Genomic DNA, 25,411 nt, shown 5'->3' on the forward strand with positions numbered 1-25,411 from the left:
GGGCCATCCATCATCGTTGTCGCGGGGTGCGCTCAGTCGGCGATGAAGCCGACGCGGCCCTTGTAAGCCTGCGGAACCGGGCCGCCGCCGCTGCCGTAGATCTTGTTCAGGCGGCCGAGCAGAATCGCCTGGGCGTCGTGGGTCTCGACGAAGCCGTCATCGGGCCGCTGGACCTCGCTCGGCTGCATCGGCTTGGCGATGTAGGGCGTGACGGCGATCATCAGCTCGGTCTCCTCGCGCTGGTAGTCGCGCGACCGGAACAGCACGCCGATGACCGGCAGGTTCATCAGGCCGGGCAGGCCGTTGATCGAGGTCTTGGAGACGCGCTGGATCAGGCCGGCGGTGGCCAGCGTGCCGCCGGACGGCAGCTCGACCGTCGTGTCCGACTTGCGTACGCGGAAGGCGGGGACGGTGACGGTGGGCTGGCCGGATCCGCCCTGGAGCACGATCTGGTTCTCGAAGTCGAGTTCGGTGACCTCGGTCGCGATGCGCATGCTGATCTTGTTCGCCGAGAGCACGATCGGGGTGAAGTTCAGGGCGACGCCGATCGGCTTGTAGGTGACGCCGAGCGTGCAGACGGCCTTGGCCGGGTCGCAGGTGTAGCCGGTCGGGATCGGAACCTCGCCGCCGGCGGTGAATTTCGCGCTCTCGCCCGAGATCGCGGTCACCGTCGGCTCGGCCAGGACGCGCGCCATGCCGGCCCGTTCCAGCGCCCGCAGCGTGAAGTTCTTGGAATTGCCGATGCCGGCACTGATCGCCGAGGCGGACAGGGCCTGCGGCGAAAGCGAGAGGGGGTTGTCGATCGTGGGTGTGATCGAGAAGTTGCCGAGCTTCCATTCGCCGCTGGAATTGATGCCGAGCTGCTTGATCGCCTTGCGCGCGACCTCGGACACCGTGACCTTCACCATCACCTGGTCGCGGTCGCGGATGGTCAGCGAGTTGATCACCGCGCCGGCCCTGAAGGAGGAGGCGCCGCCGACGAAGGCCTTGGCGATGTCGACCGCCTGGGTCGCGTCCGAGGCGTTCGGCACCGTGCCGATGAGCAGGATCGAATCGCCCGCCGGCTTGATCTCGATCTGTGAATTCGGGAGCGCCGTGCGCAGCGTCTGTCTGAGCACGTTGAGATCGCGCCCGACATTGATGTCGAGCGCGGTGATCTGCTGGCCGTCGCCATCCATTACGAACATCGAGGTGTTGCCGTCGGCGATGCCGATGACGAAGAGCTTGCGCGCCGTCCGGACCACCGCGTTGGCGACCTTCGGATTGGCGACGAAGACCTCCTTGGCGTCGCGCGGCAACTCGACGATCAGCGAGCGCCCGATCGAGAGGTCGAGCTTGCGGGAGATCGCGTTCTCGCTCGAGCCGACGTTCAGGACGGGAGCGGGTCCGCTTCCTGTGGACTGGGCGGCGGCGCTGCCTGCGGCCAGAGCGAGCGCGAGGGCCGTCGCGAGGCGGAGAGAAGATCTGATCATGGCTTCACGCTCTTCGAGGTGACACCGTAGCGCACGAGCGTCATGGAGTTGTCGGCTTGGGCGGGCGGGTTCTTTTCGCCGGCATCCTTGAGGCTGCGCAGGGCCAGCGAGAGCGAGCCCGACTTCTGGGCCTGGACCAGCCCTTCGACCTGTCCCGGCTCGATCTCGAGCGTCGCGGTCTCGCCGACCACGACCTTTTCGCCGTTGCGTTCCTGCACGTTCTGGCCGATCGCCAGGACGCGGATATTGCGCAGGATGACTTCGCTGACGTGGCCATCCGATTCGCCGCGCGAGGTGGAGATCACGTCGACACGGTCGTTGGGAAGGATGAAGCCGCCGGCGGTGTTGGCGCCGCGGCTGTCGGTCGAGATCGCGACGGCGCGCATGCCCGCGGGCAGGACCGCCGAGAGGAAGCCGGTTCCGTCGGTCTTGATCAGCTTCTCGCGGCGGATCGGCTCGGCGCCGAGGGTGGCATAGCGCGCCACCTGCCCGATGATCTCTGTTTCGGCTTCGGGCGTTTCGTCCTTGCGGATGATGCCGGCCGGCACGCTGGCCAGCGGCCAGTCGAGCCAGCGCAGGTCGGTGGCCGTCACGGTGTTGCCGACCGGGATGTCGGTCGCCGCGACCAGGACCGGCACGGTCGGCGCCTGTTCGATCTTTGCGACGGGCGCGGGGGCTTTCGGGCTCTGGACGAGCACTGCCGCGCCCAGCCCTGCTACGAGCGCGACCGCGAGAATGATGATGCGTGCGGGACTCATGGACGAACGACCCTCGGCCAAGTGTGATTGGCTCTCGTCCCGGATCGTCGTCGGGAAACGTCAACTTATGGTTAATCGGTCGTATATTTTTTGAGCGCCGCTGACGTTACGGCCGCGCGGCGGGTCAGAGGCCGATCGCGGCGTGCCAGATCCTCGTTTCCGGCAGGACGAGCAGCGCGGCAAAAGCCAGCGCGATGCCGTAAGGTACGCCCTCGTTGGCGGCGTGCAGCCTGCGCAGCCATGGCCATGTCTCCATCAGCGCCGGCAAGGGGCGGGCGCGCAGCATGAGAAGGGCGAAGGTCAGGAGGCCGCCGAATAGGCCGGCGATCGACAGGTAGGGCATGAGCTGGTCGAAACCGAACCACAGGGCGGTCGCGGCGGCGAGCTTGGCGTCGCCCCCGCCGATCCAGCCGGCGGCGAACAACCCGAAGGAGATGGCGAGAACGAGCGCCCCGGCAGCCAGGTGAGAGCCGAGTTTGCTGAGATCGAAGCCCAGCACGGCCGCGCAGACCGCGAAGCCCGCAATCAGGATCAGGCAGAGCCGGTTCGAGATCGTCATCGAAACAAGATCGCTCGCGGCCGCATAGGCCATGGCGAGCGGAAAAAGACCAAGGACGAGGACAAGGGACAGCGACATGGAAGCGGGCTCCGGATGCGTGTCATCCTGACGTTGGTTTGTCACCGAAAGCTTTACGCGGATGCGGAAAGCTCACCTGAAGAAAGAAAGGCGCTCCGGTTGCCCGGAGCGCCCTGGCGTCACCCTTGCGGGCAACTATGGCTTAGCCGCCGGTGCCGGCGTTCTTCAGCGTGTCCGAGATGGTCGTGAACTTGGCGATCAGCTCGGTGCCGACGGTGGTCATCGCGGTGATGGCGGCGACGGCGATCAGGGCGGCGATCAGGCCGTATTCGATGGCGGTGGCGCCGGACTCGTCCTTGACGAAGCGAGCGAAAAGATTGGTCATGCTGAAACTCCTTTACACCACGGTTTGACGGCTGCCTGTGCTCTGAGGTGGCTTCGGTCAGCGACAGGAACGACACTAGCCCGCTCGTCTTGCCGATCGGTTAAGAGGATCGAAGAATTGGCTTGTTTTCGGTCGTGTTTTTTCTGTGGTTAACGCTCGATTTAGCAGGCATAAATCAAATGGCAGCTTATGAGTAAAGCCAGATTGACGAGTTTTGATCGGTAAACAAGGCGTTTAATCGATCGAATAGCGTCAATTTATTTCGAGTTTGCCTCGATATAAGCGCTCGATCTCTCCGTTATTTCGCTGCGGCACGATCGGTTCAGCCGTATGAGATCGCTGTCCGCGGCGTGCTTAGGGTTTGATTCATCATTTTGGGCTTCATTGAGGAGGTCGCAAAGCTTGAGGCGCCGCCATGTTGATCATTCGTGCTCCTGAAGGGCGCCGTCGGCTGACGCGCTGGGTGGCCGCGACAGCCCTCGCGATCACCATCTGCGGGACCGCTGCCGCCGCGCCGCAGCGTGAAAAATCCGAAAGCGTGGTCGTTCTCGTCGATCACGCCAAGGTCGTGCGCTTGCCCGAGAAGGCTCAGACGGTTGTCGTCGGCAATCCGGCCATCGCTGATGTGGCGGTGCAGCGCAACGGCGTCATGATCGTCACCGGCAAGAGCTTCGGCGTCACCAACCTGATCGCGCTGGACGCCAACGGAACGCTGCTGGCCGAATCGATGGTGCGGGTCGGTGCGGCGTCCGACGAGGTTCTGACGGTTCAGCGGGGCATGGACCGCGAAAGCTATGCCTGCAATCCGAACTGCGAGCCTTCGATCCAGATGGGCGATGCGCAGAGCTTCTTCGGCCGCACCGCAGGGCAGGCGAGCGCGCGCAACGCGCTCGCGGCGGGCGGCGCGCGGAACTAGGGCAGGCCCTGGCAGTCGAAACCCCTTGAAGCCTGTTGCAGGAACGCGCGCGCGGCACGCGCTCGTGCGTGCGGCGATGGTTAGCGAAAGCTTCATGCCGTTTCGCGCTGGCCGGCGGCGCTCCTAACCGATCGGAAATTCTTTTGTCGTAGAGATTTCTGGCCTGGGCCGAAGCTCGATGAGGCAAATGGATGTTCGACCGAACGAAAAATGGGCCGTTGCCGAGTAGAGTGCCGCAGCGCCGCGGCGTTCGCTTCCCGCTGCTTCGGCGCTTCCGTCGCTCCCAGGATGGCGTGGCCGCCGTAGAGTTCGGCTTCGTCGCGGTACCGTTCTTCGCGCTTCTCTTCGCGATCTTCGAGACGGCTCTGATGTTCTGGTCCAACCAGATTCTCGAAGAGTCGCTGTCGCAAGTTTCGCGCTCGTTGGTCACGGGGCAATCGCGGACGCTCTACAATGCGCCCACCGGCGCGGCGAACGCTGTGAAGTTCCGCGACGCCATCTGCGCCCGTGCGCCGATAGGGCTCATCGATTGCTCGAAACTGTATGTCGACGTCCGCGTCTACAACAGTTTCTCCGCCGCGTCGTCCGGGACGGCGGGGAGCAATCCGATTGCCGGCGGGGGCCTCAATACGACCGGCTTCGGCTACACCCAGCCGCAGGGCAACGACATCGTCGTCGTGCGCGCCGTGCTCGACTACAAGCTCTTCCTGACGGGCTGGGCCTCGACGGGGCTGGCCAATATCGGGTCCCCCGGGTCAGGCCGCCGCGGTATCGTCGTGAGCATGGCCTTCCGGGCCGAGCCCTTCGTCGCGTCGGGCGCCACTCCTCCTGCAGGGTCTTGATCGGGATGATGGGCATGCGCAAAAAGACGGGTCCGCGCCTCTGGCGCCGGTTCTGCCGCGATCGGGAAGGCGTGGCGCTGGTCGAGTTCGCCATGCTGATGCCGGTGATGCTCGTCGCCTATGTCGGCATGGTGGAGGTGGTGCAGCTCGTGATGGTCAACCGCAAGGTCACGCAGCTGACCTCGGCTCTCAGCGATCTCACGGCGCGCGTCCAGTCGGTTTCGCCCGCGGAAGTCGAGAATATCTTCAATGCCGCGCAGACGATCCTGATGCCGTACGACTACAACAATGCCTCCATGGTGATCGCCAATGTCGTCATCGACGCGACCGGCGTTGCGAAGGTCTGCTGGAGCAACGAGCGCAATGGCGTCGCGCCGGGCCGGGGAACCACGGTCATCGTTCCCGATAGCGTTCGGGTTCCGAATACCTCGGTGATCATGGCGCACGCGAGCTACAAGTACACGCCAAACCTCGGCTATGTTATCACCGGGACGCTTACGCTCGGCGACCACGCGATCTTTGCGCGTCCGCGCAATGGCCTGGCCGGCGGCTCCCCGAGCGTCGAACAGGTGGTGCGGACCGGCACCAACGCCTGCCCGAACTTCAGCTGAAACGCTTCGCGACGCGGCGACCGGTCGGACGGTCCGCGTTCCCGCGAACACAGGCTCGCCTCCAACGCCCCCTGGTTTCGCGCTCTTTGCAGTCCCGAGCGCAGAAGCCGCTATGCGCGGTTGCCGGAATGGCTCGAGAGCCTTTTCGAGCGAAGTGGACGCCGGTTCGCGTAAAGAAAATGCAACAAAACAAGGACCTGGAGCCATTCAGCGATTCGGAGAATTGCGGAATGGCTCTAGCCGCGCAGCACCATGCGCCCGGTCTGGACCTCGTAGCCCAGGAGTTTGCTGAGGAAGGAGTTGCCCAGCAGGCTCATCGAGAGCGCGCGCTCGGGCAGGACGACGGCATCGACATTGCGGACGACGATCTCGCCGAGCCGGATCTCCCGCAGCACGGTGCGGAAGCCGACGATCGTGCCGTTGGCCGTGCTGAGCATGACCTTGCGCGACGAGGCGTCGTTCCTGATCCCGAGCGCTTGCGCGTCGGCGGATGTCAGCGCCACGAAGCTGGCGCCGGTGTCGACCATCATCTTGATGCGGTAATTGTCGACCGAGGGGTGCACGATGTAGTGCCCGCGATAATCGGCCGCGACCGCAAGCGTCGTGGGCATGCGTGGTCCGGGCGCTCTCTGCGCTGTCGCGGCGACCGCGGCGGCGGGCGCTTCGTTCGCCATGCGCGGGGCGAGCCAATGCGTATAGGACAAGGCCCCGACGACAGCGGCACCGGCCACGCTCAACGCCCAGATCAATGGTGATGTCGTCACGGTCCCTCCGGTCCCTCCGCCGGTGCTCGCACGATGCGGAAGCGAGCCCTGACGAAGCGTGAACGGGCTGCATGCATTTGCGTGCAACCGGAGGAGGAGACCTGGCGGAGTGCCGAAAGGCTTAATCCGGACTTACCGGCGGGGTTCGCCGGCAAGCGTGGCGGCCAGGGCTGCGATCTCGACAGCAGAGGGGATGCTCGGCTGGGCTCCCCGCTTGGTGCAGGCGAGCGAACCGGCGGCGAGCCCGTCGCGCAGCGCAGCGCCCATCGCCTTCCCGGCGGCGAGCGCTGCAGCGAAGGCCCCGGTGAAACTGTCGCCCGCCGCGACGGTGTCGACGACCGCGACCTGCGGCGCGTCGAGCCGATGGCGGGTGCCGTCGATCCAGGCCACGACTCCGGCTGCTCCCAGCGTCGCGATCGTGACGATGTGCCGCTCATTGTCGAGCCGGCGGGCGATCGCATCGGGGTCCCGTTCCGGCCAGCCGAGCGCTTGCGCCAGGACCGCGGCCTCGTGCTCGTTGACGATCAGGATATCGAGCTGTTCGAGGAGGGCGGGCGAAGGCGCCTCGGCCGGGGCGAGGTTGAGGATCACGCGCCCGCCGGCTTGCTTCATCGCGAGCGCCGCTGCGAGGCAGGCTTCCTCGGGGACCTCGCGTTGCAGCAACAGGATATCCTCCGCCGCAAGCTCGAGCTGCCGCAAGGCATCCGGCCGCACGACGGCATTGGCGCCGGCTGCGACGATGATCTGGTTGGCGCCCTCGCGATCCGTCGCGATGAAGGCGGCGCCGGTCGGCTCGTCGACCAGTGCGACATGATCGAGGTCGACGCCCTCGGCGGTGAGCAGCGCCAGCGCGGCATCGCTGAATCGGTCCCGCCCGGTCGCGCCGACAAGGACGACATCCGCGCCGGCACGACGGGCCGCAAGCGCCTGGTTCGCGCCCTTGCCGCCGGGGTGCAGGGCATAGCCCGGGCCGAGCACGGTCTCGCCCGGCCCCGGCAGGCGCTCGACCGGGGTCACGAGATCGATATTGATCGAGCCGAAGACGACGATCATGCCGGGAGATCGGCCGCGAGCCGCCTGACGCCGGCGACGAAGGCCGCTTCAGGCGAAATGAGCTGGATGGCGTGCCCCCTTGCCTGCAGGCCGGCGCCATAGCTCTCGGCCAGCGCTCCGTCAGCGACGAGATGGATCGTCTGGCCCTTGCCGAACAAGGCCTCGGCCCCGGCGATCTCCTGACCGACAAGCAGCGCCGAGAGATAAGGGCCGACCGCGCCGCCCGGCATCCGGCCGGCAAGGACCTCGGTGCGGGCCGCGAAGGCGGTGTTGAGCAATCCGCCGGGCCGGCCGGCAGCAGCGCGGCCGCGGGCGGCGCCTTCGACGGTGTCCGCCTCCGAGGGAGCTTCGGCCAGCCTGGCGAGGATCGAGTCGTTGCGCAGCAGCCCGTAGATCTCGCCGGTCATGAAGCTGGCGAAACGGGTGATGCGACCCTGCTTGATCTCGGCCCATTTCGAATGCGTGCCGGGCAGGCAGGCGATGCCGTCGGTCAGGCCGAGCCCGACGATCAGGGTCTCCTCGCCGCGCATCACGTCGAAGGCGCCGTCGTCGCAGCTCAGGCCGGGCAAGATGGTGGCCGTCGTCGCGGCATCGAGCTCGGCCTTGATCGCGGCAGCCGCGATCTCGGCGGGCGAAGCCGGGCAGGGGACATAGCGTGCCTCGATCCAGCCGTTGCGGCTGCCGACCATGCCGGCGAGCACGATCGCTGCATCGGGCGCAGCCTTCAGGAAATCGCCGGCAAGCTCGGCGAAAGCTTCCGGATAGCCGCCGGCCGGGACCGACTGGATGCCGCGATCGGCGATGCGTCGCTCCAGCACTGCGCCCGTCTCCGAGATCAGGAAGGCGCGTGCGCGGGTCGTGCCCCAGTCGAGCGCGATCAGAGGTTTGGGCATGGCAGGCTCCGGCAGCAGCATCGGACCGAAAAGTGGAATCCACTTTCCGGAAGAAGCCGATGCGACAATACATGTATGGATCGCCGCTATCGCGTCCGATAGGACGCGCGGCGATCCAAGGCGCGCGACTGTCTCTGCCGTGCCCGGCCCGGTCAAGAGCCGGGACCGAGAAGCCTTGTGCAAGGTATGACTTCCCGGCAACCCTGAGATTCGGGATCACGAGGACGAATCGGACAAGCCGGATGCTCGAACTGCAAGCGGGCGGCCTCGACGCCGTCATTCATCCCGAGATGGGCGGCATCGTCTCCTCCCTGAGCTGGCGCGGGCCGGACGGGCGGCGCCATGACGTGCTCTACCCGCCTGCCGGACGGCAGCCGGGCACGACCTCGCCGAATTTCTTCGGGACATGGGCGCTGCTGCCTTTCGCCAACCGCGCCTTCGGCTGCGTCGTCGACGATGGCGAGCAGCGCTTTCTCGTCCCGCAGAACGATCCGGGCGGGGCGATCCACGGTTTCGGCTGGCAGGCCGCATGGGACGTTCTGGAGTATGACCGCGGTCATACCGTCCTTGAACATCTGCGAACCGAGGGAATTGATCCCTATCGCTACCGGGCGCGGCAGGAAGTCATCCTCGATGACACCGGTATGACCATCCGGATGGCGATCACCAACGAGGCGCAGACGGCACTACCGTTCGGCATGGGGCACCATCCCTGGTTTCCCTGTGCCACCGACACGCGCCTCGTCATGCGCAGCGACGGCGCGCTGGTCTTCGGCGAGGCCTTCCGCGCGACCGGCCAGCAGGCCTTCGCCGATGGCGGCCCCTATGCCGAGGCGCAGCCTTTCCGCGCCGAGACCGTCACCGCCTGGAGCTTCCTCGGCTGGGACGGCACGGCGAGGATCGAGACGCCCTCGACCGGCCTCGCGATTACCTTGACCGCGAGCGATAATCTCGACTGCCCGGTGGTCTGGGCACCGGCCAGCGCTGATTTCCTCTGCGTCGAGCCGCAGAGCCACGCCATCGGCGCGCCGAGCGAACCGCCGGCGCGTGCCGCCGCACCGCTCCAGCGTCTGGCGCCGGGCGAGACGCTGGAAGGCTGGCTCAGGATCGTGCCCGAGGCGATCTAGCGCTTGAAAGCTTGTGCGGAAACCCGCCGGTCATCCCGGGCTTGACCCGGGATCCATCGTAGAGTGCCGAGCCCTCCGATGGATTCCGGATCGGCGCTGCTTCGCAGCGTGTCCGGAATGACGACGCATTTTTCCGTCAAGCGGGGCGCTTTCGCCCGTCAGCGCCAGCCGTAGCCGCGCGGGTAATAGGGCTGATAGCCATAAGCGCCGGCCGGCAGCGTGGGCCGCAGCAGGATCTGGCCGCGCGCTGTTTCCCAGTCGCCGCCGCGGCGCTGCTGGGCGACGCTCGTCGCCTGATGGCGCTGCTTCGCCTTGGCGATTGTCTGCTTGGACGACTGAGCCTTCGCGAGCTTGGCCTTCGACGGCGATGAGGCCTTGGCGAAGCGCGAGAGATTGTCGGGCGCGGCGCCGTGCAACGCGATCTTGGTCTGGCCGGAGCCATGCTTCTTCACCAGTGCAAAGAGCTTGGCGGCGTTGGCGGGGTGCAGGCGGATGCAGCCATGCGAGGCCGGGCGGCCGAGCGCGCCGACAGCCGTCGTGCCATGGATCGCGTAGCCGCCGCGGAAGAACACGGAATGGGGCATCGCCCCGCCATATTTGCGCGAATACCAGTTCTTCTCGAGCCGGGTCGGTCGATAGACGCCGTTAGGCGAGCGGAAGCCCTTGCGGCCCGACGAGATCTTCCAATCGTAGACCTCGCCGTCGGTGGTGGTCACCGACATGCGCTGGGCGACGATATCGACCCTGACATCGACGCCGGCATGGGCGGCGCCGGCGAAAGCCGACAGGATCAGGGCGGCCAGGATGCCGAGAACGCGACGCATCACACTCACTCCGAAAGACGCTACTGCTGGATGAGGCGTTGTCGAGCTCTGACGGCTGCCGCCCTTGACTCTAGGAAAGCGCCGACGCCCCCGGCTTGTAAAGCCGGAAGGCGGAACGTGGTTTCCGGCGGCTCAGATCATCGGCAGCGAGGCGGGCTTGCGGCCGCGCGGGAAGGCTGCGTCGATCCGGGCGATCTCAACCTCGGAGAGCGTGAGGTTCAACGCGCCGGCATTGTCCTCGAGATGGGCGACCCGGCCGGCCTTGGGGATAGCAAACACGCTGTCGCGCCGGGTCAGGAAGGTGAGCGCGACCTGCCGGGGCGTCGCACCATGGCCCGCCGCGATCTCGGCCAGGACCTTGCCTTGAGGGGTGCCGGCAGCCGGAAAATCGTCATGGCCGAAGGGGCTGTAGGCGACGACGGCGACGCCGTTCCGCTCGCACCACGGGACCACCGCATGCTCGATCGCGCGCTCGCGCAGATGGTAGAGCACCTGGTTGCAGGCGATCCTGCCCTTGCCGGCGGCGGCGAGCGCCTCGTCGAGATCGTCCTCGTCGAAATTGCTTACACCCCAGGACAGGATCTTGCCCTCCTGCTGCAGCGCCTCGAAGGCGGCGAAGGTCTCTTCAAGGGGATGCGGGCCGCGCCAGTGCAGCAGGTAGCAGTCGAGCCGGTCGGTCTTCAGCTGCTTGAGCGAGCGCTCGCAGGCGGCCTGAACGCCGCGTCGCGAGGCGTTGTGCGGCAGCACCTTCGATACGAGGAAAACCGCGTCGCGCCGGCCTGCGATGGCTTCACCGATCAGCGCCTCGGCGCGGCCGTCGCCATACATCTCGGCCGTGTCGATATGGGTCAGGCCAAGATCGAGCCCGCGCCGGAAGGCCGCGATGGCCTCGCGCCGGTCACCTTGCTCGCTGTACCAGCTACCCTGGCCGATGGCCGGGACGAGCGGGCCCGAGGCTCCGAAGCTGCGCTGCATGACGCTGTCCTCTGGTGTCCAGCCTCAGTCGACCGCGATCTCGAAACGCTCGTGGCGGATCTCGCCATCATTGTAGCGGATGCGCACGAGGAAGCTGTCGGGGCCGCGATAGCCGCGCTTCGAGGCATATTCGAAGGCGAGCGACGGCCCGACCTTGCCGTCGCAATGCCGCATCGGCCCCGGACCGTATTCGGCCGCGGCCTTGCGGGTCGCCAGCCGGACCTTGCCGTGCCGGGGCGGCTCGGTCAGCACGCCCTTGGGGCGCGGAACCGGCCGGCAGCGCTCGTCCATCGTCATGAAGGTCTTCTGCAGGAAGGTCCGCTTGCCGGATGCGACCCGCTCCGTGCTGTCGGCTTGCCCCGGCGCTGTTCCCTCGGTCGTGACGCATCCGCCGAGCATGCCGCAGAGCAGGGTGGCGCCGACGACGATCAATCCGGGAACGGGCATGGCTTCCCTCTCTACGGTTCGGCAGGAGATTCGGAACCTGCCGTTCCTCTGAAAAATACCTCGTCATCCCGGGCGACCGTAGGGAGACCCGGGATCCATGCCGGAACGCCAACCGGAGAGGCTCCGGAATGGATCCCGGATCTCCGCTTCGCTCCGTCCGGGATGACCCGCGCTTCCTAAACACGGCGCTGCACACATCCGACAATTAGGTCGGCGGCGTGCCGTTATCCGAGAGTACCTCGCCCGCGAGATAGAGCGAGCCGCAGATCAGGATGCGCGGCGGCACCGGCCAGTCGCGCGCAGCGATCGTCCGCAGCGCCTGCTCGACCGAGCTGGCGACTTCGGCGACGAGCCCGGCGCTGCGGGCAGCCTCCGCGACCTCCTCGGCCGGGCGCGCGGCCAGCGAATTATGGATCGGCACGGCGTAGAGCACCTGCGCCAGCCCCTTGAAGTGGCGCAGCGTCGCGGCCGCATCCTTGGTCGAGAGCAGCCCGGCGATCATCACCAGCGGCGCCGGGTTGCGGTCGGCGAGATCGGCCATGGCCTGGGCGAGCACCCGCCCGCCATCGGGGTTGTGTCCGCCGTCGAGCCAGAGCTCGGCGCGCTCCGGCACGATTTCTGCGAGGGCGCCGCGCGACAGGCGCTGCAATCGCGCCGGCCAGTCGGCTTGGCGCATCCCGTCCTCGAAGGCGCGGGTCGGCAGGGCGCCGTAGCCGGCTGCCCGCAGCGCGGCGATCGCCGTGCCGGCATTGATATGCTGGTGCCGGCCGGACAAGCGCGGCAGCGGCAGGTCGAGCAGCCCGTCCTGATCCTCGTAGACCAGCCGCCCGCCGGCTTCGTGGACGTTGAAATCCTGCGCGCCGATCAGGATTTTCGAGGCGCCCGCGCGTTCGGCCGCGGCTTCAAGAACGGCGGTCGGTTCGGGCTCCTGCGGCGCGATCACGGCCGGGGCACCGCGCTTGAAGATGCCGGCCTTCTCGCCCGCTATCTTGGTAACGGTGTCGCCGAGATATTCGGAATGGTCGAGCGAGACCGGCGTCACCACCGTGCAGGCCGGGTGCGCGATGACATTGGTCGCGTCGAAGCGCCCGCCGAGCCCGACCTCCAGCAAGAGCACATCAGCGGGATGCTCGGCGAAGAGCAGGATCCCGGCGGCTGTCGTCATCTCGAAGAAGGTGATGGGATCGCCGGCATTGATCGCCTCGCAGCGCTCCAGCGCCTCGACCAGCTTGTCCTCGGCAACGAAGCGCCCGCCGCCGGGCGCGCCCAGCCGGATGCGTTCATGGAAGCGCACCAGATGCGGCGAGATATAGACATGGACGGAGAGGCCGGCCGCCTCGAGGATCGCCCGCATGAAGGCGATGGTCGAGCCCTTGCCGTTGGTGCCGGCGACATGGATCACCGGCGGCAGCTTCTTCTGGGGATCGCCGAGCCGCTCGAGCAGGGTCAGGATGCGGCCGAGCGAGAGATCGATCAGCTTGGGATGCAGCGCCATGAAGCGCGCGAGCAAGGCGTCGGAAGACCCCATGACGTGACGGCCCCCAGCCGCAGAATTCCTTAGACGGCCTCGGCCACCGGACGCGCGGGCGCAGCAACCTCTTCCTTCACGGCCGGCTGCTTCGTCAGCAGGCGGCCGAGCCGGGCCAGCGTCTCCGGCAGGTCGCGGCGATGCACGACCATGTCGACCATGCCGTGATCCTTGAGATACTCCGAGCGCTGGAAGCCGTCCGGCAGTTTCTCGCGGATCGTCTGCTCGATCACGCGCGGGCCGGCGAAGCCGATCAGCGCGCCGGGCTCGGCGATATGGATGTCACCCAACATGGCATAGGAGGCGGTGACGCCACCGGTCGTCGGATTGGTCAGAACCACGAAATAGGGCAGGCCCGCCGCGCGCAGGCGCCGCACCGCGACCGTCGTGCGCGGCAACTGCATCAGCGAGAGGATGCCTTCCTGCATGCGCGCGCCGCCCGACGCGGCGAAGACGACATAGGGCGTCTTCTTGTCGAGCGCGGTTTCTGCGCCCTTCACGAAGGCTTCGCCCGCGGCCATGCCGAGCGAGCCGCCCATGAAGTGGAAATCCTGCACGGCCAGCGTCATCGGCAGGCCCTTGACCCGGCCATAGCCGATCTTGAAGGCGTCCTGCATGCCGGTCTTGGCGCGGGCGTCCTTCAGCCGGTCGACATAGCGCTTCTCGTCGCGGAATTTCAGCGGGTCGGTCGCGACTTCGGGCAGCGCGACATCGAGCCATTTGCCGTCGTCGAAGGTCAGCCGCAGGCGCTCCGGCGCGGTGACGCGCATATGGTGCTCGGAGCCGGGGATGACGTAGCCATTGGCCTCGACATCCTTGTGGAACACCATCTGCCCGGAATCGGGGCACTTGATCCAGAGGTTCTCGGGGCTCTCGCGCTTGAATAGCGTCTTGATGCGCGGCCGGACGACTTCGGAAATCCAGTTCATCGGATGAATCCCTGATGGGCTTGTCAGCGCTTGCGCGCCGTCACGCCGAAAATGGGGTCGCGCCTGCCGGCGGGCAAGCAACGCGACCGTTGAACGAAACTGGGCTCAGGCCGCCTTGGCGACGGAGCGGATGCCCTGGGCGAGTTCGCTGACCAGCGAGGTGACAGCCGAAACCGTCTTTTCCGTGGCCTTGCCCTGGTCATCGAGCGAAAGGCGGACGCGCTCGACGAGGGCCGAGCCGACGACGACGCCGTCCGCCCGCTTGGCGATGGTGGCGGCGTCCTCGGCGGTCTTGACGCCGAAGCCGACCGCGACGGGCAGATCGGTATGGCGCTTGATCCGCGCGACGGCGTCGCCGACCGCGCCGTAATCGGCGATGGCGCCGCCGGTCACGCCGGTGACCGAGACGTAATAGACGAAGCCGGAGGTGTTCTGCAGCACCTTGGGCAGGCGCTTGTCGTCGGTCGTCGGCGTCGCCAGACGAATGAACGACACGCCGGCCTTCAGCGCCGGCAGGCAGAGCTCCTCGTCCTCTTCCGGCGGCAGGTCGACGACGATCAGCCCATCGATGCCGACGCGGCGGGCATCCGCCAGGAAGGCTTCGACGCCATAGGCCCAGATCGGGTTGTAATAGCCCATCAGCACGATCGGCGTGTCATGGCCGGCCTTGCGGAAGCTTTCGACCATGGCGAGGGTCTTGCGCAGCGTCTGGCCTGCCTTGAGCGCGCGCTGTCCGGCGAGCTGCACCGGCACGCCGTCCGCCATCGGATCGGTGAAGGGTACGCCGAGCTCGATCACGTCGGCGCCGGCACCGGGCAGGGCCGCGAGGATCGCGCTCGAGGTCTCGAAATCCGGGTCGCCGGCGGTGACGAAGGTCACGAGCGCCGCCCGGCCCTCGCGGGCGCAGGCCTGGAAACGGTTCTGGATGCGGGTCTGGCCGGTCTCAGTCATGCCGCAGCGGTTAGCATGACGAGCGCCGGCTGGCGAGTGGCTTGCGCGAAGGCTACGCCTGCGCCACATCGGCCGGGCATGCGCGCCTTCGACACCGCCCTTCCGATCGACGCCGTCCTCGGTGATCTCGCCGCCGCCCTGCAGGCGCGGCCGAATGCCGTGCTGGTCGCCCCGCCCGGCGCCGGCAAGACCACGCGCGTGCCGCTTGCCCTGCTCGACGAGTCCTGGGCCAAGGGCGGCAAGCTGATCGTGCTGGAGCCGCGCCGTCTGGCAGCGCGCGGCGCGGCGAACCGGATGGCGCAGACGCTGGGCGAGCGCGTCGGCGACACCGTGGGCCTGCGCGTGCGGCTGGGCTCGAAGATCGGCCCGAGGACGCGCATCGAGGTCGTCACCGAGGGCGTCTTCGCCCGGATGATCCTCGACGATCCCGCGCTGGATGGCGTCGCCGCTGTGCTCTTCGATGAATTCCACGAGCGCTCGCTCGATGCCGATTTCGGCCTGGCGCTGGCGCTCGACGCGCAGGGCGGCCTGCGCGAGGATCTGCGCATCCTCGTGATGTCCGCGACGCTGGATGGTGCCCGCGTCGCAAGGCTGCTCGGCGATGCTCCGGTGATCGAGAGCGAGGGCCGTGCCTATCCGATCGAGACACGCTATCGCAGCCGCGATCCGTTGAAGCGCATCGAGGATCAGGTCACGGAGGCGATCCTGCTGGCGCTCAACGAGCAGCCGGGCTCGCAGCTCGTCTTCCTGCCCGGCCAGGGCGAAATCCGTCGCGTTGAGGAGCGTCTGCGCGAAAGATTGCACGATCCGGCCGTCGAGATCGCTCCGCTCTATGGCGCGCTCGACCAGCGCGAACAGGACCGCGCGGTGCTCCCGGCCCCGGCTGGCAGGCGCAAGATCGTGCTGGCCACGGCCATCGCCGAGACCTCGCTGACCATCGAGGGCGTGCGCGTCGTCATCGATTCCGGCCTTGCCCGCGTGCCGGTGTATGAGCCCGATATCGGCGTGACCCGGCTGGAGACCCGCCGCGTCAGCCGCGCCGCCGCCGACCAGCGCCGGGGTCGTGCCGGGCGCACCGAGCCGGGCGTCTGCTACCGGCTCTGGGAGGAGGCCGCGACCGGCGCGTTCGAAGCCTTCGCCCGACCGGAAATCCTCTCGGCCGATCTGAGCCCGCTGCTGCTCGATTGCGCCGCCTGGGGCGTCGGTGATCCATTGAGCCTGGCCTTCCTCGATCCACCGCCGACACCCGCCCTCAAGGAAGCCCGTACGCTCCTCGGCAATATCGGCGCGCTCGATGCCGATGGCCGCATCACGTCTGATGGCCGCGCCTTGCAGGCGCTGCCGCTGCCGCCGCGCCTCGCCCGCATGGTCGTGGCGGCCGCGCGCTTCGGGCAGGCGGAAGCCGCTGCCGATCTCGCTGCCGTGCTGGTCGAGCGCGGTCTTGGCGGCGATGCCATCGATCTGGCCGAACGGCTGGAGCGCTTCAATCGCGAGCGCGGCGGCCGGGCCGGTGACATGCGCCGCCTCGCCGAGGGCTGGGCCCGCACCGCCGAGCGCAGCATCGGCAAGGGGCAGGCTTCGGCCACCGATCCGCTTTCACCCGGCCTCCTGCTCGCCTTCGCCTACCCGGATCGCGTTGCCAAGGCCCGCGCACCGGGCTCCGGCCAGTATCTTCTCGCCAATGGCCGCGGCGGCGCGCTGGAGCCGTCGCAGCGCCTCGCGCGCGAGCCCTATATCGTCGTTGCGGAGATGACCGGCGCAGCCCAGCAGGCCCGTATCATGGCCGCCGCCGCGATCAGCGAAGCCGAGATCGCGACGCTCGCCTCCCACGGCCTCGCCCCCTTCGCCATCGCGGAGCGCGAGGAGGCGAGCTTCGACCGCACGGCACGCGCCCTGCGCGTCCGGGCGGTACGTCGCTACGGGGCGCTTTCGTTGTCGGAACGACCGCTCTCGGTTGCGAATACGCCCGAGAATGCCGAGGCCTTGGCCAAAGGCATCGCGGCGCTCGGCATCAATCTCCTGCCCTGGAGCAAGGGGCAGAACCAGTTGCGTGAGCGCGCCGCCTTCCTGCGCAAGGCCGAGCCGGAGGCCGGTTGGCCCGACCTTTCCGATGAAGGCTTGTCGCTGGAGCCGGAACTCTGGCTGGCGCCGCATCTCCTCGGCCGCGCGTCGCTCGCTGCGATCCAGCCCAGCGATCTCGATTCAGCGCTGGCGGGCCTTCTGCCCTGGGAGATGAAGCGCCGGCTCGACCAGGAGGCGCCGACCCATTTCACTGCCCCGACCGGCTCCTCGCTTGCGGTCGACTACGCCGCCGAGGCTGGCCCGACCATTTCGGTGCGTGTGCAGGAATTGTACGGTCTTGCGGCGCATCCGGCGCTGGCAGGTGGGCGCGTGCCACTCGTGCTGGAGCTGCTTTCTCCGGCCCATCGGCCGATCCAGGTCACGCGTGATCTGCCCGGCTTCTGGCGCGGCTCCTGGGCTGCGGTGAAATCCGAGATGAAGGGCCGCTATCCCCGCCATCTCTGGCCGGACGATCCGGCGGCAGCGCTGCCGACGACACGGGCGAAGCCAAGGGGGACTTGAGGCTAATTCCCCATCCGGTCGCGCCATTGCCGTTCGCCGGCGAGGCAGGTCGCGATGTTGCCGGACTGCGCCTTGTGGAAGGTCGCGTCGGCCGGCGCTTCGGCGATCTCGCGCAGCAGTTTCGTCTTCGTCGCCTCGACGAACTGGCTCTTCTCGCGGATCGGGATGACGAAGGCGCCGATGCCGGTGATGACGCAGTCTGTGTAATAGGTGTCGAGATTGTCGATGTCGAAATAGCCGGCCTGCTTCAGCATCACCGGCAGGCCATTGATGGCGATGCCCTTGGCGCCGGCCTCGTCGCGCGCCACGGTGACCGGGCGTCCGTCATTGTTGGCGCCGTCGCCGGAGATGTCGATCACGCGCCGCATCGCCGTCACGTTCGACTGTTCCAGCAATTGCACGCCGAGGTCGATCGCGCCCGAGATCGAGGTGCGCCGGCCGCGCCGCGTCGGCGCCTCGCCCAGCTCCTCGGCGAAAGCGATGGCCGCGGCGGGGCCGTCGATCACCTTCCACGGCCGGACGACGTACTGGAAGCTGCCGCCGGCCCATTCGAAATAGGTCACGGCGATCTTGCCGATCGCGCCCTTGTTGATGGCGTCGTGGAGCTGCTTCGAGCGGAAGGCCTCGATATAGCCGTTGCGCTGCAAGGCGAGCTCGTCGAGATCCATCGAATAGGAGACATCGACCGCGAGCACGAGCGCGACATCGACCTCCTCGGGCGGGGCTGCCGCCGTCTGAGCCCAAGGCAGGGCGGGCTGCCACAGCGCCGCCGCTGCCAGACATGAGAGACCGTACAGCCAACGCCGCATCGCCACCTCCGTCGCCGATTTGCGAGGGGAAGTGTGCGCTTGGGGGAGACGCGCGCCAAGCCGGAAAAGCCGGCTGACGGCGCCTGTTTCGATAGCAAATTCGCGAGCAGAACAGCTCAGGCAGCGCGGCGGCCTTCGACGATGCTGATCGCGGCGGCAGCGGCCTCCTCGACGGTGAGCGCCGAGGTGTCGAGCACGACCGCATCCTCGGCCGCCTTGAGCGGCGCGTCGCTGCGGCCGGAATCGCGGGCATCGCGCCGGCGGATATCGGCGAGGATGCCGTCGAAGGTCACAGTCTCGCCGCGTCCGACCAGCTCCTTGTGGCGCCGTGCGGCGCGCACCTCCGGCGTCGCGGTGACGAAGAGCTTGGCCGGGGCCTCAGGGCAGATCACCGTGCCGATATCGCGCCCGTCGAGCACGGCCCCGCCGGCTTGCGCCGCGAAGCGCCGCTGCCGGGTCAGCAGGCCCGCACGCACGGCCGGCATGGCCGCGACCACGGAAGCCGCCTCGCCGATCTCGCGGCCGCGCAATCGTTCCTCGGGGAAGGCAGTCTCGTCGAAGCTGCCGACGATGGCCTCGGCCGCGACGGCATCATGGATGTCGTGGCCGGCATCGAGCATCGCGCGCGCCACCATCCGGTAGAGCAGGCCGGTATCGAGATAGGGCAGGCCGTAATGCGCGGCGAGCCGGCGCGCGAGCGTGCCCTTGCCGGAGGCGGCAGGGCCGTCCACGGCGATGACGAGCCGGCCGGACCGGGCCGGGCTCATCCGATCTGGCCTCCGAGCCCGTTCATCAGCGAAACGAAGCTCGGGAAGCTCGTCGCGATCATCAGCCCGTCATCGACCACGACAGGATTCTGGGTGGCCAGCCCCATGACGAGGAAGCTCATCGCAATACGATGGTCGAGATGGGTCGCGATCGGCCCGCCGCCACGCACCGGTCCGCCGCCCGAACCCTCGACGACGAGGTCGTCGCCCTCGATCCGGCAGGTCACGCCGGCAGCCTTCAGCCCGGCCTCGACCGCGGCGAGACGGTCGGATTCCTTGACGCGCAGCTCCTGCAGGCCGCGCATCCGTGTCGTGCCCGTGGCGAAGGAGGCGGCCACCGCGAGAACCGGATATTCGTCGATCATCGCCGGCGCCCGCTCCGGCGGCACCGTCACGCCCTTGAGGCTGGAGGCGCGCACGCGCAGGTCGCAGACCGTCTCGCCGCCTTCGTTGGCCTCGCGCTCGATCGTGATGTCGGCGCCCATCTCGCGCAGCGTGGTCAGCAGCCCCGAGCGCAGCGGATTGGTCATCACGCTCTCGATCAGGATGTCCGAGCCTGGCACGATCAGCCCCGCCACCAGCGGGAAGGCGGCCGAGGACGGATCCGCCGGCACGACGATCGGCGCTGCCTTCAGCTCCGGCTGGCCCTTCAGCACGATGCGCCGGCCATGTTCGCCCTCTTGCGTCACCGTGATCTCGGCGCCGAAATGCGCGAGCATCTTCTCGGTGTGGTCGCGGGTGGCTTCGGTCTCGATCACGGTGGTCTCGCCGGGCGCGGCGAGCGCGGCCAGCAGCACGGCCGATTTGATCTGCGCCGAGGCGACCGGCGGACGATAGGTGATCGGGATCGCCTCCTTCGGGCCGCGCAGGGTCAGCGGCACGCGGCCGCCCTCCTGCTGCGAGACGACGACCGTGCCCATCTGCTCGAGCGGGTCGAGGATGCGCCGCATCGGCCGCTTGCGCAGCGAGGCGTCGCCATCGAAGGTCGTGGTGATCGGATGCGAGCCGCAGACGCCCATCATCAGGCGCGAGCCGGTGCCGGCATTGCCGAAATCGAGAACCTCGGATGGTTCGCGCAGGCCGCCGACGCCGACGCCCTGCACGCGCCAGGCGCCGGGCCCGTCATGATGGACGATGGCGCCGAGTGCGCGGGCCGCTGCGGCCGTGCGCATCACGTCCTCGCCTTCGAGCAGGCCGGTGACCTTGGTCTCGCCGATCGCCAGGAGGCCGAAGATCATCGCCCGGTGCGAGATCGACTTGTCGCCGGGCACGCGGACGCGGCCCTTCAGCGGCCCCCCGGCGCGGGCGGTGACGGGAACGGGGTCATGGTCGTGGGACACGGTGGGCGGTCTCTGCGGGCTGGCCGAAAGGAATGCAGAAAGGGCCGTAGCATGCCCGCGCGCGGCGCGCCAAGGCGCGGCCACGGCGGCTTGGCGAAAGGTCGCTTTCGGGCGCTCGCGGGGCGCGCCTTGAAAATCAACATTTGACAGCGCCGCCTACCCCGACTAACGGACGCGCCTGCTTTTCAAAACATGATAGTTGAAGGTCCGACGCAGTGGCGAAACCGGAACTCGGAACGAAGCGCGTTTGCCCGGTCACGGGCCGCAAATTCTATGACCTGAACAAGGACCCGATCGTCTCGCCCTATACGGGGCAGGCTTATCCGCGGGCCGTGTTCGAGCCGCAGGCTAAAGCTGCTGCCGCTGCAGTGGCGAAGCCCGAAGCCGATGAGGAAGATGAGACCGAGGCCGCCGATGGCGCCGTCGAGCTCGTTTCGCTCGACGAGGCCGATGCCGAGGCTTCGGAGAAGGAGGCCGTCGTCACCAGCGAGGACGATATCGAGGTCGAGGATGTCGGCGGCGATGACGAGGACGACACCTTCCTCGAAGAGGATGAGGAAGGCGACGACGACGTCTCCGACCTGATCGATGGCGACATCGAAGGCGACGAGGACAACTGATCCACAGCCTCGAAAAAAGATGACGACACGGCGACATTAAGCGCTTGTGTCTTCAGCCCGGGCCGCCTATAGAGCGCTTCGTCGCCGGCAGGGCGGCCCGGACGGAACCGCCGAGGCGGTACCAAAATCCGGTTGGTGATCGGTCCCCAAGCCGATCATCGCGAGTGGGGCCATAGCTCAGTTGGGAGAGCGCTTGAATGGCATTCAAGAGGTCGGCGGTTCGATTCCGCCTGGCTCCACCAAATCTCTTCCGAGACCCTGACAGGCTGGTGTTTCGGATCACGCTTCGGCGCTGCCCTGACATGTCGAACGCTTCCGGCCGATCTGGAACCTGATGGCATGATCCTTTGTCGCGCGTCACCTGATTCGCTCAAGGCTCGTCACGTATCGCAGGTCGGCCGCGCCTGGATGGCGGAAACGGGTAGGCACTTCTTCGCTCCCGCGTCATTCCTGCCGACACGTCCGTTCTGCTCCGCCGGAGGCCGCGAATCACCCAGCGGCTTGCCGCGCAAGCAATCGCGAAGATCGGTGTGAAAGCCGCCGCGTCGCACGCTCCATAGAAGGAGGCAGGAATGGCCAAACGCACCAAATCCAAAGCCCTGGATACCGAGTTCACCATGTTCGATGTCGTCTACGAGGACGGCTCGAGGACGTCGAACCGACGCGTTCTGACGTCGTTGCTCGGCGGCCTGGATGGCGATGAGCCCGCCCGGACCGCGATCGAGGAGCAGGACCAGGCCATCTCGGAGAAGTCGGGCAAGCCCCCCCTGGCGATTGCCACGCTCGTGCGGTCGTCCAAATCGGCGGTCGCGCCGGATGAGCGCAAGGATGGCCGGAAGAAGCGGTCGGCGTGAAAGCCTGCAACGACGGGGCTTGTCTTTCCTGAGGCGATGAGCGAGCACGCGGCCATGCCGCGCCGCTTGCAGGCGCGATCTGGAGGGCGTTTGGCCTGATGTCGGACCTGCAGACCATCCTGCGCGAGCCGCGCTACGATCTCGTCAAGACGCCGACGCCGCTCCAGTGTCTCTCAGGTTTCGAACGGAAGCTCGGCCGTCCCTGCCTCTACATGAAGCGCGACGACCTGATGGAGATCGGGCTCGGCGGCAACAAGCTGCGCAGCCTCGAATTCTGGTTGGGCGCCGCGCTCCGGGAGCGTGCCGACATCGTCCTCGTCGCCGGCGGGGCGACGTCCAATCTCTGCCGCCTCACCGCAGCGGCAGCGACGATGGCCGGATTGGACTGCGTGATCATCCACAACGCCGAGGACAGCCCGGCAAATCGCGAGCGCTCCTTCCTGAACCGGCTGTTCGGCGCGGAAACCCGCTTCATCGGTCCGGTCGGCGAGGACGAGCGCGGAGCGGCGATGACGGTGGCGGCCGAAGAGCTGAATCGGCAGGGGCGCACGCCCTACATCGTCGGCGACGCCGTGCTCGGCGCGCTCGGTTATGTGCTGGCTGCTTTCGAACTGCACGAGCAGTCGCAGCGCGAAGCGGCACCTCTGCGCCACGTCTTCCTCGCGGGCTCGATGGGGCCGACCGAGGCCGGCTTCATCTTCGGCAACGCCATGCTCGGCCACCCTTTCCAGGTCCATCTCGTCAGCGTCGAGTACGAGCAGGCCGAACTGGAGGCGCGCATCCGCCGTATCTACGATGGCATTGCCGAGCGGACGGGTTTGGCGGTCGGCGGGCTCGACGAGGCGCCGCTGCACTACCACATGGCCCATCTCGGCGGCGGCTGGGGCGTTCCCACGCCGGAATCGGAAGCGGCCATCCTCGCCTTCGCCCGCACCGAGGGCATCCTGGTCGAGCATGTCTATACGGCGAAGACCTGCGCCGGTTTCCTCGATTTCGTCGCAAGCAACGCCATTCCGCAGAGCGAGCCGGCCTGCATCCTTCATACCGGCGGGACGGCCTCGCTGTTTGCCCAGCGCGAGCAGTTCCGCACCGTGAGCTGAAAGCGCTGGCTTCGGCTGCGATCAGAAGCGCGAGCGCGGCCGATAGGGTTGGGCCAGGTCGCGGGCATTGTTGAGCGCGAGCGCAAGCTCGGTGATATGCAGGGCAAGCGCGCCCGAGAAGCGCGGCGCCTCGCCGCGCCTGATCGCCTCGGCCTGATCCGCCACGCCGCGCATGAAGTCGATCTGCGAGGGATAGCCGGGCAGGGCCTTGCTCGTCGGCGGGGCGGGGTAAGGCAGCTTGCGTCCCGGCGTAGGCTTCCACGGCAGCACGCGCCCGAGCTTGGCTTCCGCCCGCGTCAGAAGCCGCCCGAGCAGTGGCCGGGGGGCATCGGTCTCCTCGACATGCACCGCGGAGCGATTGTCCCAGAGATCGCGCACCGTCAGCGAGCCCTTCTCGGCGAAGATTTGCAGCGAACGGTCGCGCGGCGCGGCGAGCCCGTTGGTCAATCGCGCGACGACCCCGGAGCGGAAAGTCAGGCAGCCCACCGAGAAATCCGGCGCCATAGCGATATGCCCGGTGCCCGGCCCCTTGTCGGGGAAGGTCACGGCGGAGAAAGCGGTCAGGCTCTCGACCGGCCCGAACAGCGTCACCAGCCAGGACAGCGCGTAGCCGGCATGCTCCAGCGTGCAGCCGATCTCGAACTCGTGCAGCCCCGGCCAGGGCGCGCCCGAGCGCGAGCGCCAGCTGGCCCATTTGTCGCGGAAGACCGGGCCGTCCTCCATCGCGGCATAGACCAGACGCGGCGCACCGATCCGGTCGGAGCGGAGCACATCTTCAACAAGGCGATGCGTGTCGCTGAGCCCGTTGGCGGGGGCGGTCGCCAGCGTCAAACCGGCGGCCTCGGCCTGTGCGATGAGAGCCTCGGCCTGCGCCAGCTCCATCGCCAGCGGCTTCTCGCAATAGACGTGTTTGCCGGCGGCGAGCGCGCGGCTGGTGATCTCGTAATGGCTTTCCGGCGTCGTCAGGTTGACGACGATCTGCACGGCCGGGTCGGCCAGCAAGGCATCGAGATCGGGATAGGCGGGGACATTGTGGAAGGCCCGGAAGGCTTCGAGCCGCGCCGCATCGCGATCCCACACGCCGGCGAGCGTGAGTGCCGGATGGTTCGCCAGCGTCGTCATATAGTAGTCGGCGACGAAACCCGTGCCGACGATCGCGATCTTCATGCCTGAACCCGTTCCATCGACCCACAAGCCGATGGAACGGCCTCTATCAGGCAAGAATGAAGATCGGCTTTCGCGGACGTACGATTTACGCCGCCCCGATCGCGTTGGACGGCGTCTGCCGGTCGGTGATCTGCTGGCCGAAGAGGCTGCCGGCGAGCTCGACCGCGAGACGGGCGGTCTGGCCGCGATCGTCGAGGAAGGGGTTGAGCTCGACGATATCCATCGAGCGGACCAGCCCGGAATCGTGCAAGAGCTCCATCACCAGATGGGCCTCGCGATAGGTCGCGCCGCCCGGCACGGTGGTGCCGACGCCGGGCGCCAGCGGCGGGTCGAGGAAATCGACGTCGAAGGAGACATGCAGCACGCCGTTCGCGGCGCGCACCTTCTCGATGACCTGGCGGATCAGGACGCCGACGCCGTGCTCGTCGATGGCGCGCATGTCGGCGATATCGACGCCGCGTGCCTTCACGGCAGCCTTCTCCAGCGGATCGATCGAGCGGATGCCGAACAGGCTGAGCTGCTCATAGGCGATCGAGGCACGCGGCTCGGTGCCGAGCAGGTCGTCGAGCCCGGCTTCGCCGCAGAGGAAGGCCGAGGACATGCCGTGCATGTTCCCGGAGGGCGAGATCGCCGGCATGTTGAAATCGGCATGGGCGTCGAGCCAGAGCACGAAGAGCTTGCGGCCCTGCTCCTGCCAGTGGCGGGCAACGCCGTTGACCGAGCCCATCGACAGGCTGTGGTCGCCGCCGAGGAAGATCGGTGTGTCGCCGGAGCGGGCGAGTTCGTAGGCGCGAGCGCTGAGTGCGCGCATCCAGGCGGCGATCTCGTTGTAGAAACGGGCATTGGCGGGGGCCGGGCCGTCGACCGGGGCGAGGTCGCGCGGCAGGATGTCGCCATGGTCGCTGACCGTATAGCCGAGGCTTTCCAGCACGCTGACGAGGCCGGCGGTGCGCAGGCCGGCTGGGCCCATCAGCGCGCCGCGGCGCGAGGCGCCGACCTCGATGGGCGCGCCGAGCAGGGCGATGCGGCCCTGGGAAGCGGGAGCGTTGGCTGAAGAGGCGGTCATTCCAGTAGTCCGTCTATGCGATTTCGGTAGGCGTCATGCGCCGACGCGCCGTC

General features: G+C 67.7%; 26 protein-coding genes and 1 tRNA gene. 9 read left to right on the forward strand and 18 right to left on the reverse strand.

What is annotated here, in order from left to right; all coding sequences use genetic code 11:
- Nucleotides 1-32: 32 nt before the first annotated feature.
- The 4 genes from ACODTJ_RS13040 to ACODTJ_RS13055 form a co-directional block, all read right to left on the reverse strand.
- Nucleotides 33-1,472, reverse strand: a complete 1,440-nt coding sequence (locus tag ACODTJ_RS13040; protein WP_454658833.1) for a type II and III secretion system protein family protein — start codon at nt 1,470-1,472, stop codon at nt 33-35.
- The gene (gene cpaB / locus ACODTJ_RS13045) at nt 1,469-2,230 is read right to left on the reverse strand and encodes a Flp pilus assembly protein CpaB (protein ID WP_454658832.1); all 762 of its coding nucleotides are present in this window, start codon (nt 2,228-2,230) and stop codon (nt 1,469-1,471) included. The genes ACODTJ_RS13040 and cpaB overlap by 4 nt, the downstream gene beginning before the upstream one ends.
- Before the next feature lie 124 nt (nt 2,231-2,354).
- Nucleotides 2,355-2,867 (reverse strand): A24 family peptidase, encoded by a 513-nt coding sequence (locus ACODTJ_RS13050; RefSeq protein WP_454658831.1) that lies wholly within the window; start codon nt 2,865-2,867, stop codon nt 2,355-2,357.
- A 142-nt stretch (nt 2,868-3,009) separates the two neighbouring features.
- On the reverse strand, nt 3,010-3,192 hold the full coding sequence (locus ACODTJ_RS13055; protein ID WP_454658830.1) for a Flp family type IVb pilin: 183 nt from the start codon (nt 3,190-3,192) through the stop codon (nt 3,010-3,012).
- Nucleotides 3,193-3,607: 415 nt separating this feature from the next.
- Between ACODTJ_RS13055 and ACODTJ_RS13060 the strand changes: the two genes are divergently transcribed.
- The 3 genes from ACODTJ_RS13060 (at nt 3,608) to ACODTJ_RS13070 (ending at nt 5,561) form a co-directional block, all read left to right on the forward strand.
- Nucleotides 3,608-4,108, forward strand: a complete 501-nt coding sequence (locus ACODTJ_RS13060) for a pilus assembly protein N-terminal domain-containing protein (protein WP_454658829.1) — start codon at nt 3,608-3,610, stop codon at nt 4,106-4,108.
- Nucleotides 4,109-4,401: 293 nt separating this feature from the next.
- The gene (locus ACODTJ_RS13065; protein WP_488849020.1) at nt 4,402-4,950 is read left to right on the forward strand and encodes a TadE/TadG family type IV pilus assembly protein; all 549 of its coding nucleotides are present in this window, start codon (nt 4,402-4,404) and stop codon (nt 4,948-4,950) included.
- A 14-nt stretch (nt 4,951-4,964) separates the two neighbouring features.
- Nucleotides 4,965-5,561 (forward strand): TadE/TadG family type IV pilus assembly protein, encoded by a 597-nt coding sequence (locus tag ACODTJ_RS13070; RefSeq protein WP_454658827.1) that lies wholly within the window; start codon nt 4,965-4,967, stop codon nt 5,559-5,561.
- A 236-nt stretch (nt 5,562-5,797) separates the two neighbouring features.
- Here the strand turns inward: ACODTJ_RS13070 and ACODTJ_RS13075 are convergent, their stop codons facing one another.
- The 3 genes from ACODTJ_RS13075 to ACODTJ_RS13085 all read right to left on the reverse strand — a co-directional run bounded on the left by ACODTJ_RS13075 (nt 5,798) and on the right by ACODTJ_RS13085 (nt 8,271).
- Complete coding sequence (locus ACODTJ_RS13075) at nt 5,798-6,325, reverse strand: retropepsin-like aspartic protease family protein (protein WP_454658826.1); 528 nt, start codon at nt 6,323-6,325, stop codon at nt 5,798-5,800.
- A 132-nt stretch (nt 6,326-6,457) separates the two neighbouring features.
- Nucleotides 6,458-7,378 (reverse strand): ribokinase, encoded by a 921-nt coding sequence (locus ACODTJ_RS13080; protein WP_454658825.1) that lies wholly within the window; start codon nt 7,376-7,378, stop codon nt 6,458-6,460.
- Entirely contained in the window at nt 7,375-8,271 is an 897-nt protein-coding gene (locus ACODTJ_RS13085; RefSeq protein ID WP_454658824.1) for a 2-dehydro-3-deoxygalactonokinase, read from the reverse strand. Before ACODTJ_RS13085 ends, ACODTJ_RS13080 begins: the two co-directional genes overlap by 4 nt.
- Before the next feature lie 242 nt (nt 8,272-8,513).
- On the opposite strand from ACODTJ_RS13085, the gene ACODTJ_RS13090 reads away from it, so the two are divergent.
- Nucleotides 8,514-9,398, forward strand: a complete 885-nt coding sequence (locus ACODTJ_RS13090) for an aldose epimerase family protein (protein WP_454658823.1) — start codon at nt 8,514-8,516, stop codon at nt 9,396-9,398.
- Between the two features lie 158 nt (nt 9,399-9,556).
- On the opposite strand, the gene ACODTJ_RS13095 is transcribed toward ACODTJ_RS13090, so the two are convergent.
- The 6 genes from ACODTJ_RS13095 to trpA all read right to left on the reverse strand — a co-directional run bounded on the left by ACODTJ_RS13095 (nt 9,557) and on the right by trpA (nt 15,052).
- Entirely contained in the window at nt 9,557-10,222 is a 666-nt protein-coding gene (locus ACODTJ_RS13095; protein WP_454658822.1) for a L,D-transpeptidase, read from the reverse strand.
- Nucleotides 10,223-10,354: 132 nt separating this feature from the next.
- Complete coding sequence (locus tag ACODTJ_RS13100; protein ID WP_488849023.1) at nt 10,355-11,197, reverse strand: aldo/keto reductase; 843 nt, start codon at nt 11,195-11,197, stop codon at nt 10,355-10,357.
- 24 nt (nt 11,198-11,221) lie between these two features.
- Nucleotides 11,222-11,644 carry a hypothetical protein gene (locus ACODTJ_RS13105; RefSeq protein WP_454658820.1) on the reverse strand — a complete coding sequence of 141 codons (423 nt, stop codon included), beginning with the start codon at nt 11,642-11,644 and terminating at the stop codon, nt 11,222-11,224.
- Between the two features lie 205 nt (nt 11,645-11,849).
- Entirely contained in the window at nt 11,850-13,172 is a 1,323-nt protein-coding gene (locus tag ACODTJ_RS13110) for a bifunctional folylpolyglutamate synthase/dihydrofolate synthase (RefSeq protein WP_454658819.1), read from the reverse strand.
- Nucleotides 13,173-13,201: 29 nt separating this feature from the next.
- Entirely contained in the window at nt 13,202-14,101 is a 900-nt protein-coding gene (accD, locus tag ACODTJ_RS13115; protein WP_454658818.1) for an acetyl-CoA carboxylase, carboxyltransferase subunit beta, read from the reverse strand.
- Nucleotides 14,102-14,206: 105 nt separating this feature from the next.
- Nucleotides 14,207-15,052 carry a tryptophan synthase subunit alpha gene (gene trpA / locus ACODTJ_RS13120; protein WP_257734351.1) on the reverse strand — a complete coding sequence of 282 codons (846 nt, stop codon included), beginning with the start codon at nt 15,050-15,052 and terminating at the stop codon, nt 14,207-14,209.
- A 78-nt stretch (nt 15,053-15,130) separates the two neighbouring features.
- Here trpA and hrpB point away from each other — a divergent pair, with 78 nt between their 5' ends.
- Nucleotides 15,131-17,635, forward strand: a complete 2,505-nt coding sequence (gene hrpB / locus ACODTJ_RS13125; protein WP_454658817.1) for an ATP-dependent helicase HrpB — start codon at nt 15,131-15,133, stop codon at nt 17,633-17,635.
- 2 nt (nt 17,636-17,637) lie between these two features.
- On the opposite strand, the gene ACODTJ_RS13130 is transcribed toward hrpB, so the two are convergent.
- From ACODTJ_RS13130 to aroA, 3 genes are all read right to left on the reverse strand, one after another.
- Nucleotides 17,638-18,444, reverse strand: a complete 807-nt coding sequence (locus ACODTJ_RS13130) for a DUF1194 domain-containing protein (RefSeq protein WP_454658816.1) — start codon at nt 18,442-18,444, stop codon at nt 17,638-17,640.
- Nucleotides 18,445-18,560: 116 nt separating this feature from the next.
- A complete protein-coding gene (cmk, locus tag ACODTJ_RS13135; protein WP_454658815.1) occupies nt 18,561-19,211 on the reverse strand; it encodes a (d)CMP kinase in 651 nt (216 codons plus the stop codon).
- A complete protein-coding gene (gene aroA, locus ACODTJ_RS13140) occupies nt 19,208-20,551 on the reverse strand; it encodes a 3-phosphoshikimate 1-carboxyvinyltransferase (RefSeq protein ID WP_454658814.1) in 1,344 nt (447 codons plus the stop codon). Before aroA ends, cmk begins: the two co-directional genes overlap by 4 nt.
- A gap of 215 nt (nt 20,552-20,766) precedes the next feature.
- Here aroA and ACODTJ_RS13145 point away from each other — a divergent pair, with 215 nt between their 5' ends.
- From ACODTJ_RS13145 to ACODTJ_RS13160, 4 genes are all read left to right on the forward strand, one after another.
- The gene (locus tag ACODTJ_RS13145) at nt 20,767-21,171 is read left to right on the forward strand and encodes a TIGR02300 family protein (protein ID WP_454658813.1); all 405 of its coding nucleotides are present in this window, start codon (nt 20,767-20,769) and stop codon (nt 21,169-21,171) included.
- 166 nt (nt 21,172-21,337) lie between these two features.
- Nucleotides 21,338-21,413 (forward strand) — tRNA-Ala (locus tag ACODTJ_RS13150).
- A gap of 330 nt (nt 21,414-21,743) precedes the next feature.
- On the forward strand, nt 21,744-22,025 hold the full coding sequence (locus ACODTJ_RS13155; RefSeq protein ID WP_454658812.1) for a hypothetical protein: 282 nt from the start codon (nt 21,744-21,746) through the stop codon (nt 22,023-22,025).
- Nucleotides 22,026-22,123: 98 nt separating this feature from the next.
- Nucleotides 22,124-23,125, forward strand: a complete 1,002-nt coding sequence (locus ACODTJ_RS13160) for a pyridoxal-phosphate dependent enzyme (RefSeq protein WP_454658811.1) — start codon at nt 22,124-22,126, stop codon at nt 23,123-23,125.
- A gap of 21 nt (nt 23,126-23,146) precedes the next feature.
- Here the strand turns inward: ACODTJ_RS13160 and ACODTJ_RS13165 are convergent, their stop codons facing one another.
- Together ACODTJ_RS13165 and rocF are read right to left on the reverse strand one after the other, a co-directional pair.
- Entirely contained in the window at nt 23,147-24,292 is a 1,146-nt protein-coding gene (locus tag ACODTJ_RS13165; RefSeq protein WP_454658810.1) for a Gfo/Idh/MocA family protein, read from the reverse strand.
- An 85-nt stretch (nt 24,293-24,377) separates the two neighbouring features.
- Nucleotides 24,378-25,358: an arginase gene (gene rocF / locus ACODTJ_RS13170; protein ID WP_454658809.1), complete on the reverse strand. Its 981-nt coding sequence runs from the start codon at nt 25,356-25,358 to the stop codon at nt 24,378-24,380.
- Nucleotides 25,359-25,411 lie beyond the last annotated feature (53 nt).

This window comes from Allobosea sp. FG18 (assembly GCF_057809495.1).

Bases quoted from the DNA above. Each gene is read 5' to 3' on its own strand.
- ACODTJ_RS13040 (WP_454658833.1), bottom strand. From the start codon at position 1,472: ATGATCAGATCTTCTCTCCGCCTCGCGACGGCCCTCGCGCTCGCTCTG.
- cpaB (WP_454658832.1), bottom strand. From the start codon at position 2,230: ATGAGTCCCGCACGCATCATCATTCTCGCGGTCGCGCTCGTAGCAGGG.
- ACODTJ_RS13050 (WP_454658831.1), bottom strand. From the start codon at position 2,867: ATGTCGCTGTCCCTTGTCCTCGTCCTTGGTCTTTTTCCGCTCGCCATG.
- ACODTJ_RS13055 (WP_454658830.1), bottom strand. From the start codon at position 3,192: ATGACCAATCTTTTCGCTCGCTTCGTCAAGGACGAGTCCGGCGCCACC.
- ACODTJ_RS13060 (WP_454658829.1), top strand. From the start codon at position 3,608: ATGTTGATCATTCGTGCTCCTGAAGGGCGCCGTCGGCTGACGCGCTGG.
- ACODTJ_RS13070 (WP_454658827.1), top strand. From the start codon at position 4,965: ATGCGCAAAAAGACGGGTCCGCGCCTCTGGCGCCGGTTCTGCCGCGAT.
- ACODTJ_RS13080 (WP_454658825.1), bottom strand. From the start codon at position 7,378: ATGATCGTCGTCTTCGGCTCGATCAATATCGATCTCGTGACCCCGGTC.
- ACODTJ_RS13085 (WP_454658824.1), bottom strand. From the start codon at position 8,271: ATGCCCAAACCTCTGATCGCGCTCGACTGGGGCACGACCCGCGCACGC.
- ACODTJ_RS13090 (WP_454658823.1), top strand. From the start codon at position 8,514: ATGCTCGAACTGCAAGCGGGCGGCCTCGACGCCGTCATTCATCCCGAG.
- ACODTJ_RS13095 (WP_454658822.1), bottom strand. From the start codon at position 10,222: ATGCGTCGCGTTCTCGGCATCCTGGCCGCCCTGATCCTGTCGGCTTTC.
- ACODTJ_RS13100 (WP_488849023.1), bottom strand. From the start codon at position 11,197: ATGCAGCGCAGCTTCGGAGCCTCGGGCCCGCTCGTCCCGGCCATCGGC.
- ACODTJ_RS13105 (WP_454658820.1), bottom strand. From the start codon at position 11,644: ATGCCCGTTCCCGGATTGATCGTCGTCGGCGCCACCCTGCTCTGCGGC.
- ACODTJ_RS13110 (WP_454658819.1), bottom strand. From the start codon at position 13,172: ATGGGGTCTTCCGACGCCTTGCTCGCGCGCTTCATGGCGCTGCATCCC.
- accD (WP_454658818.1), bottom strand. From the start codon at position 14,101: ATGAACTGGATTTCCGAAGTCGTCCGGCCGCGCATCAAGACGCTATTC.
- trpA (WP_257734351.1), bottom strand. From the start codon at position 15,052: ATGACTGAGACCGGCCAGACCCGCATCCAGAACCGTTTCCAGGCCTGC.
- hrpB (WP_454658817.1), top strand. From the start codon at position 15,131: ATGCGCGCCTTCGACACCGCCCTTCCGATCGACGCCGTCCTCGGTGAT.
- ACODTJ_RS13130 (WP_454658816.1), bottom strand. From the start codon at position 18,444: ATGCGGCGTTGGCTGTACGGTCTCTCATGTCTGGCAGCGGCGGCGCTG.
- cmk (WP_454658815.1), bottom strand. From the start codon at position 19,211: ATGAGCCCGGCCCGGTCCGGCCGGCTCGTCATCGCCGTGGACGGCCCT.
- ACODTJ_RS13155 (WP_454658812.1), top strand. From the start codon at position 21,744: ATGGCCAAACGCACCAAATCCAAAGCCCTGGATACCGAGTTCACCATG.
- ACODTJ_RS13160 (WP_454658811.1), top strand. From the start codon at position 22,124: ATGTCGGACCTGCAGACCATCCTGCGCGAGCCGCGCTACGATCTCGTC.
- ACODTJ_RS13165 (WP_454658810.1), bottom strand. From the start codon at position 24,292: ATGAAGATCGCGATCGTCGGCACGGGTTTCGTCGCCGACTACTATATG.
- rocF (WP_454658809.1), bottom strand. From the start codon at position 25,358: ATGACCGCCTCTTCAGCCAACGCTCCCGCTTCCCAGGGCCGCATCGCC.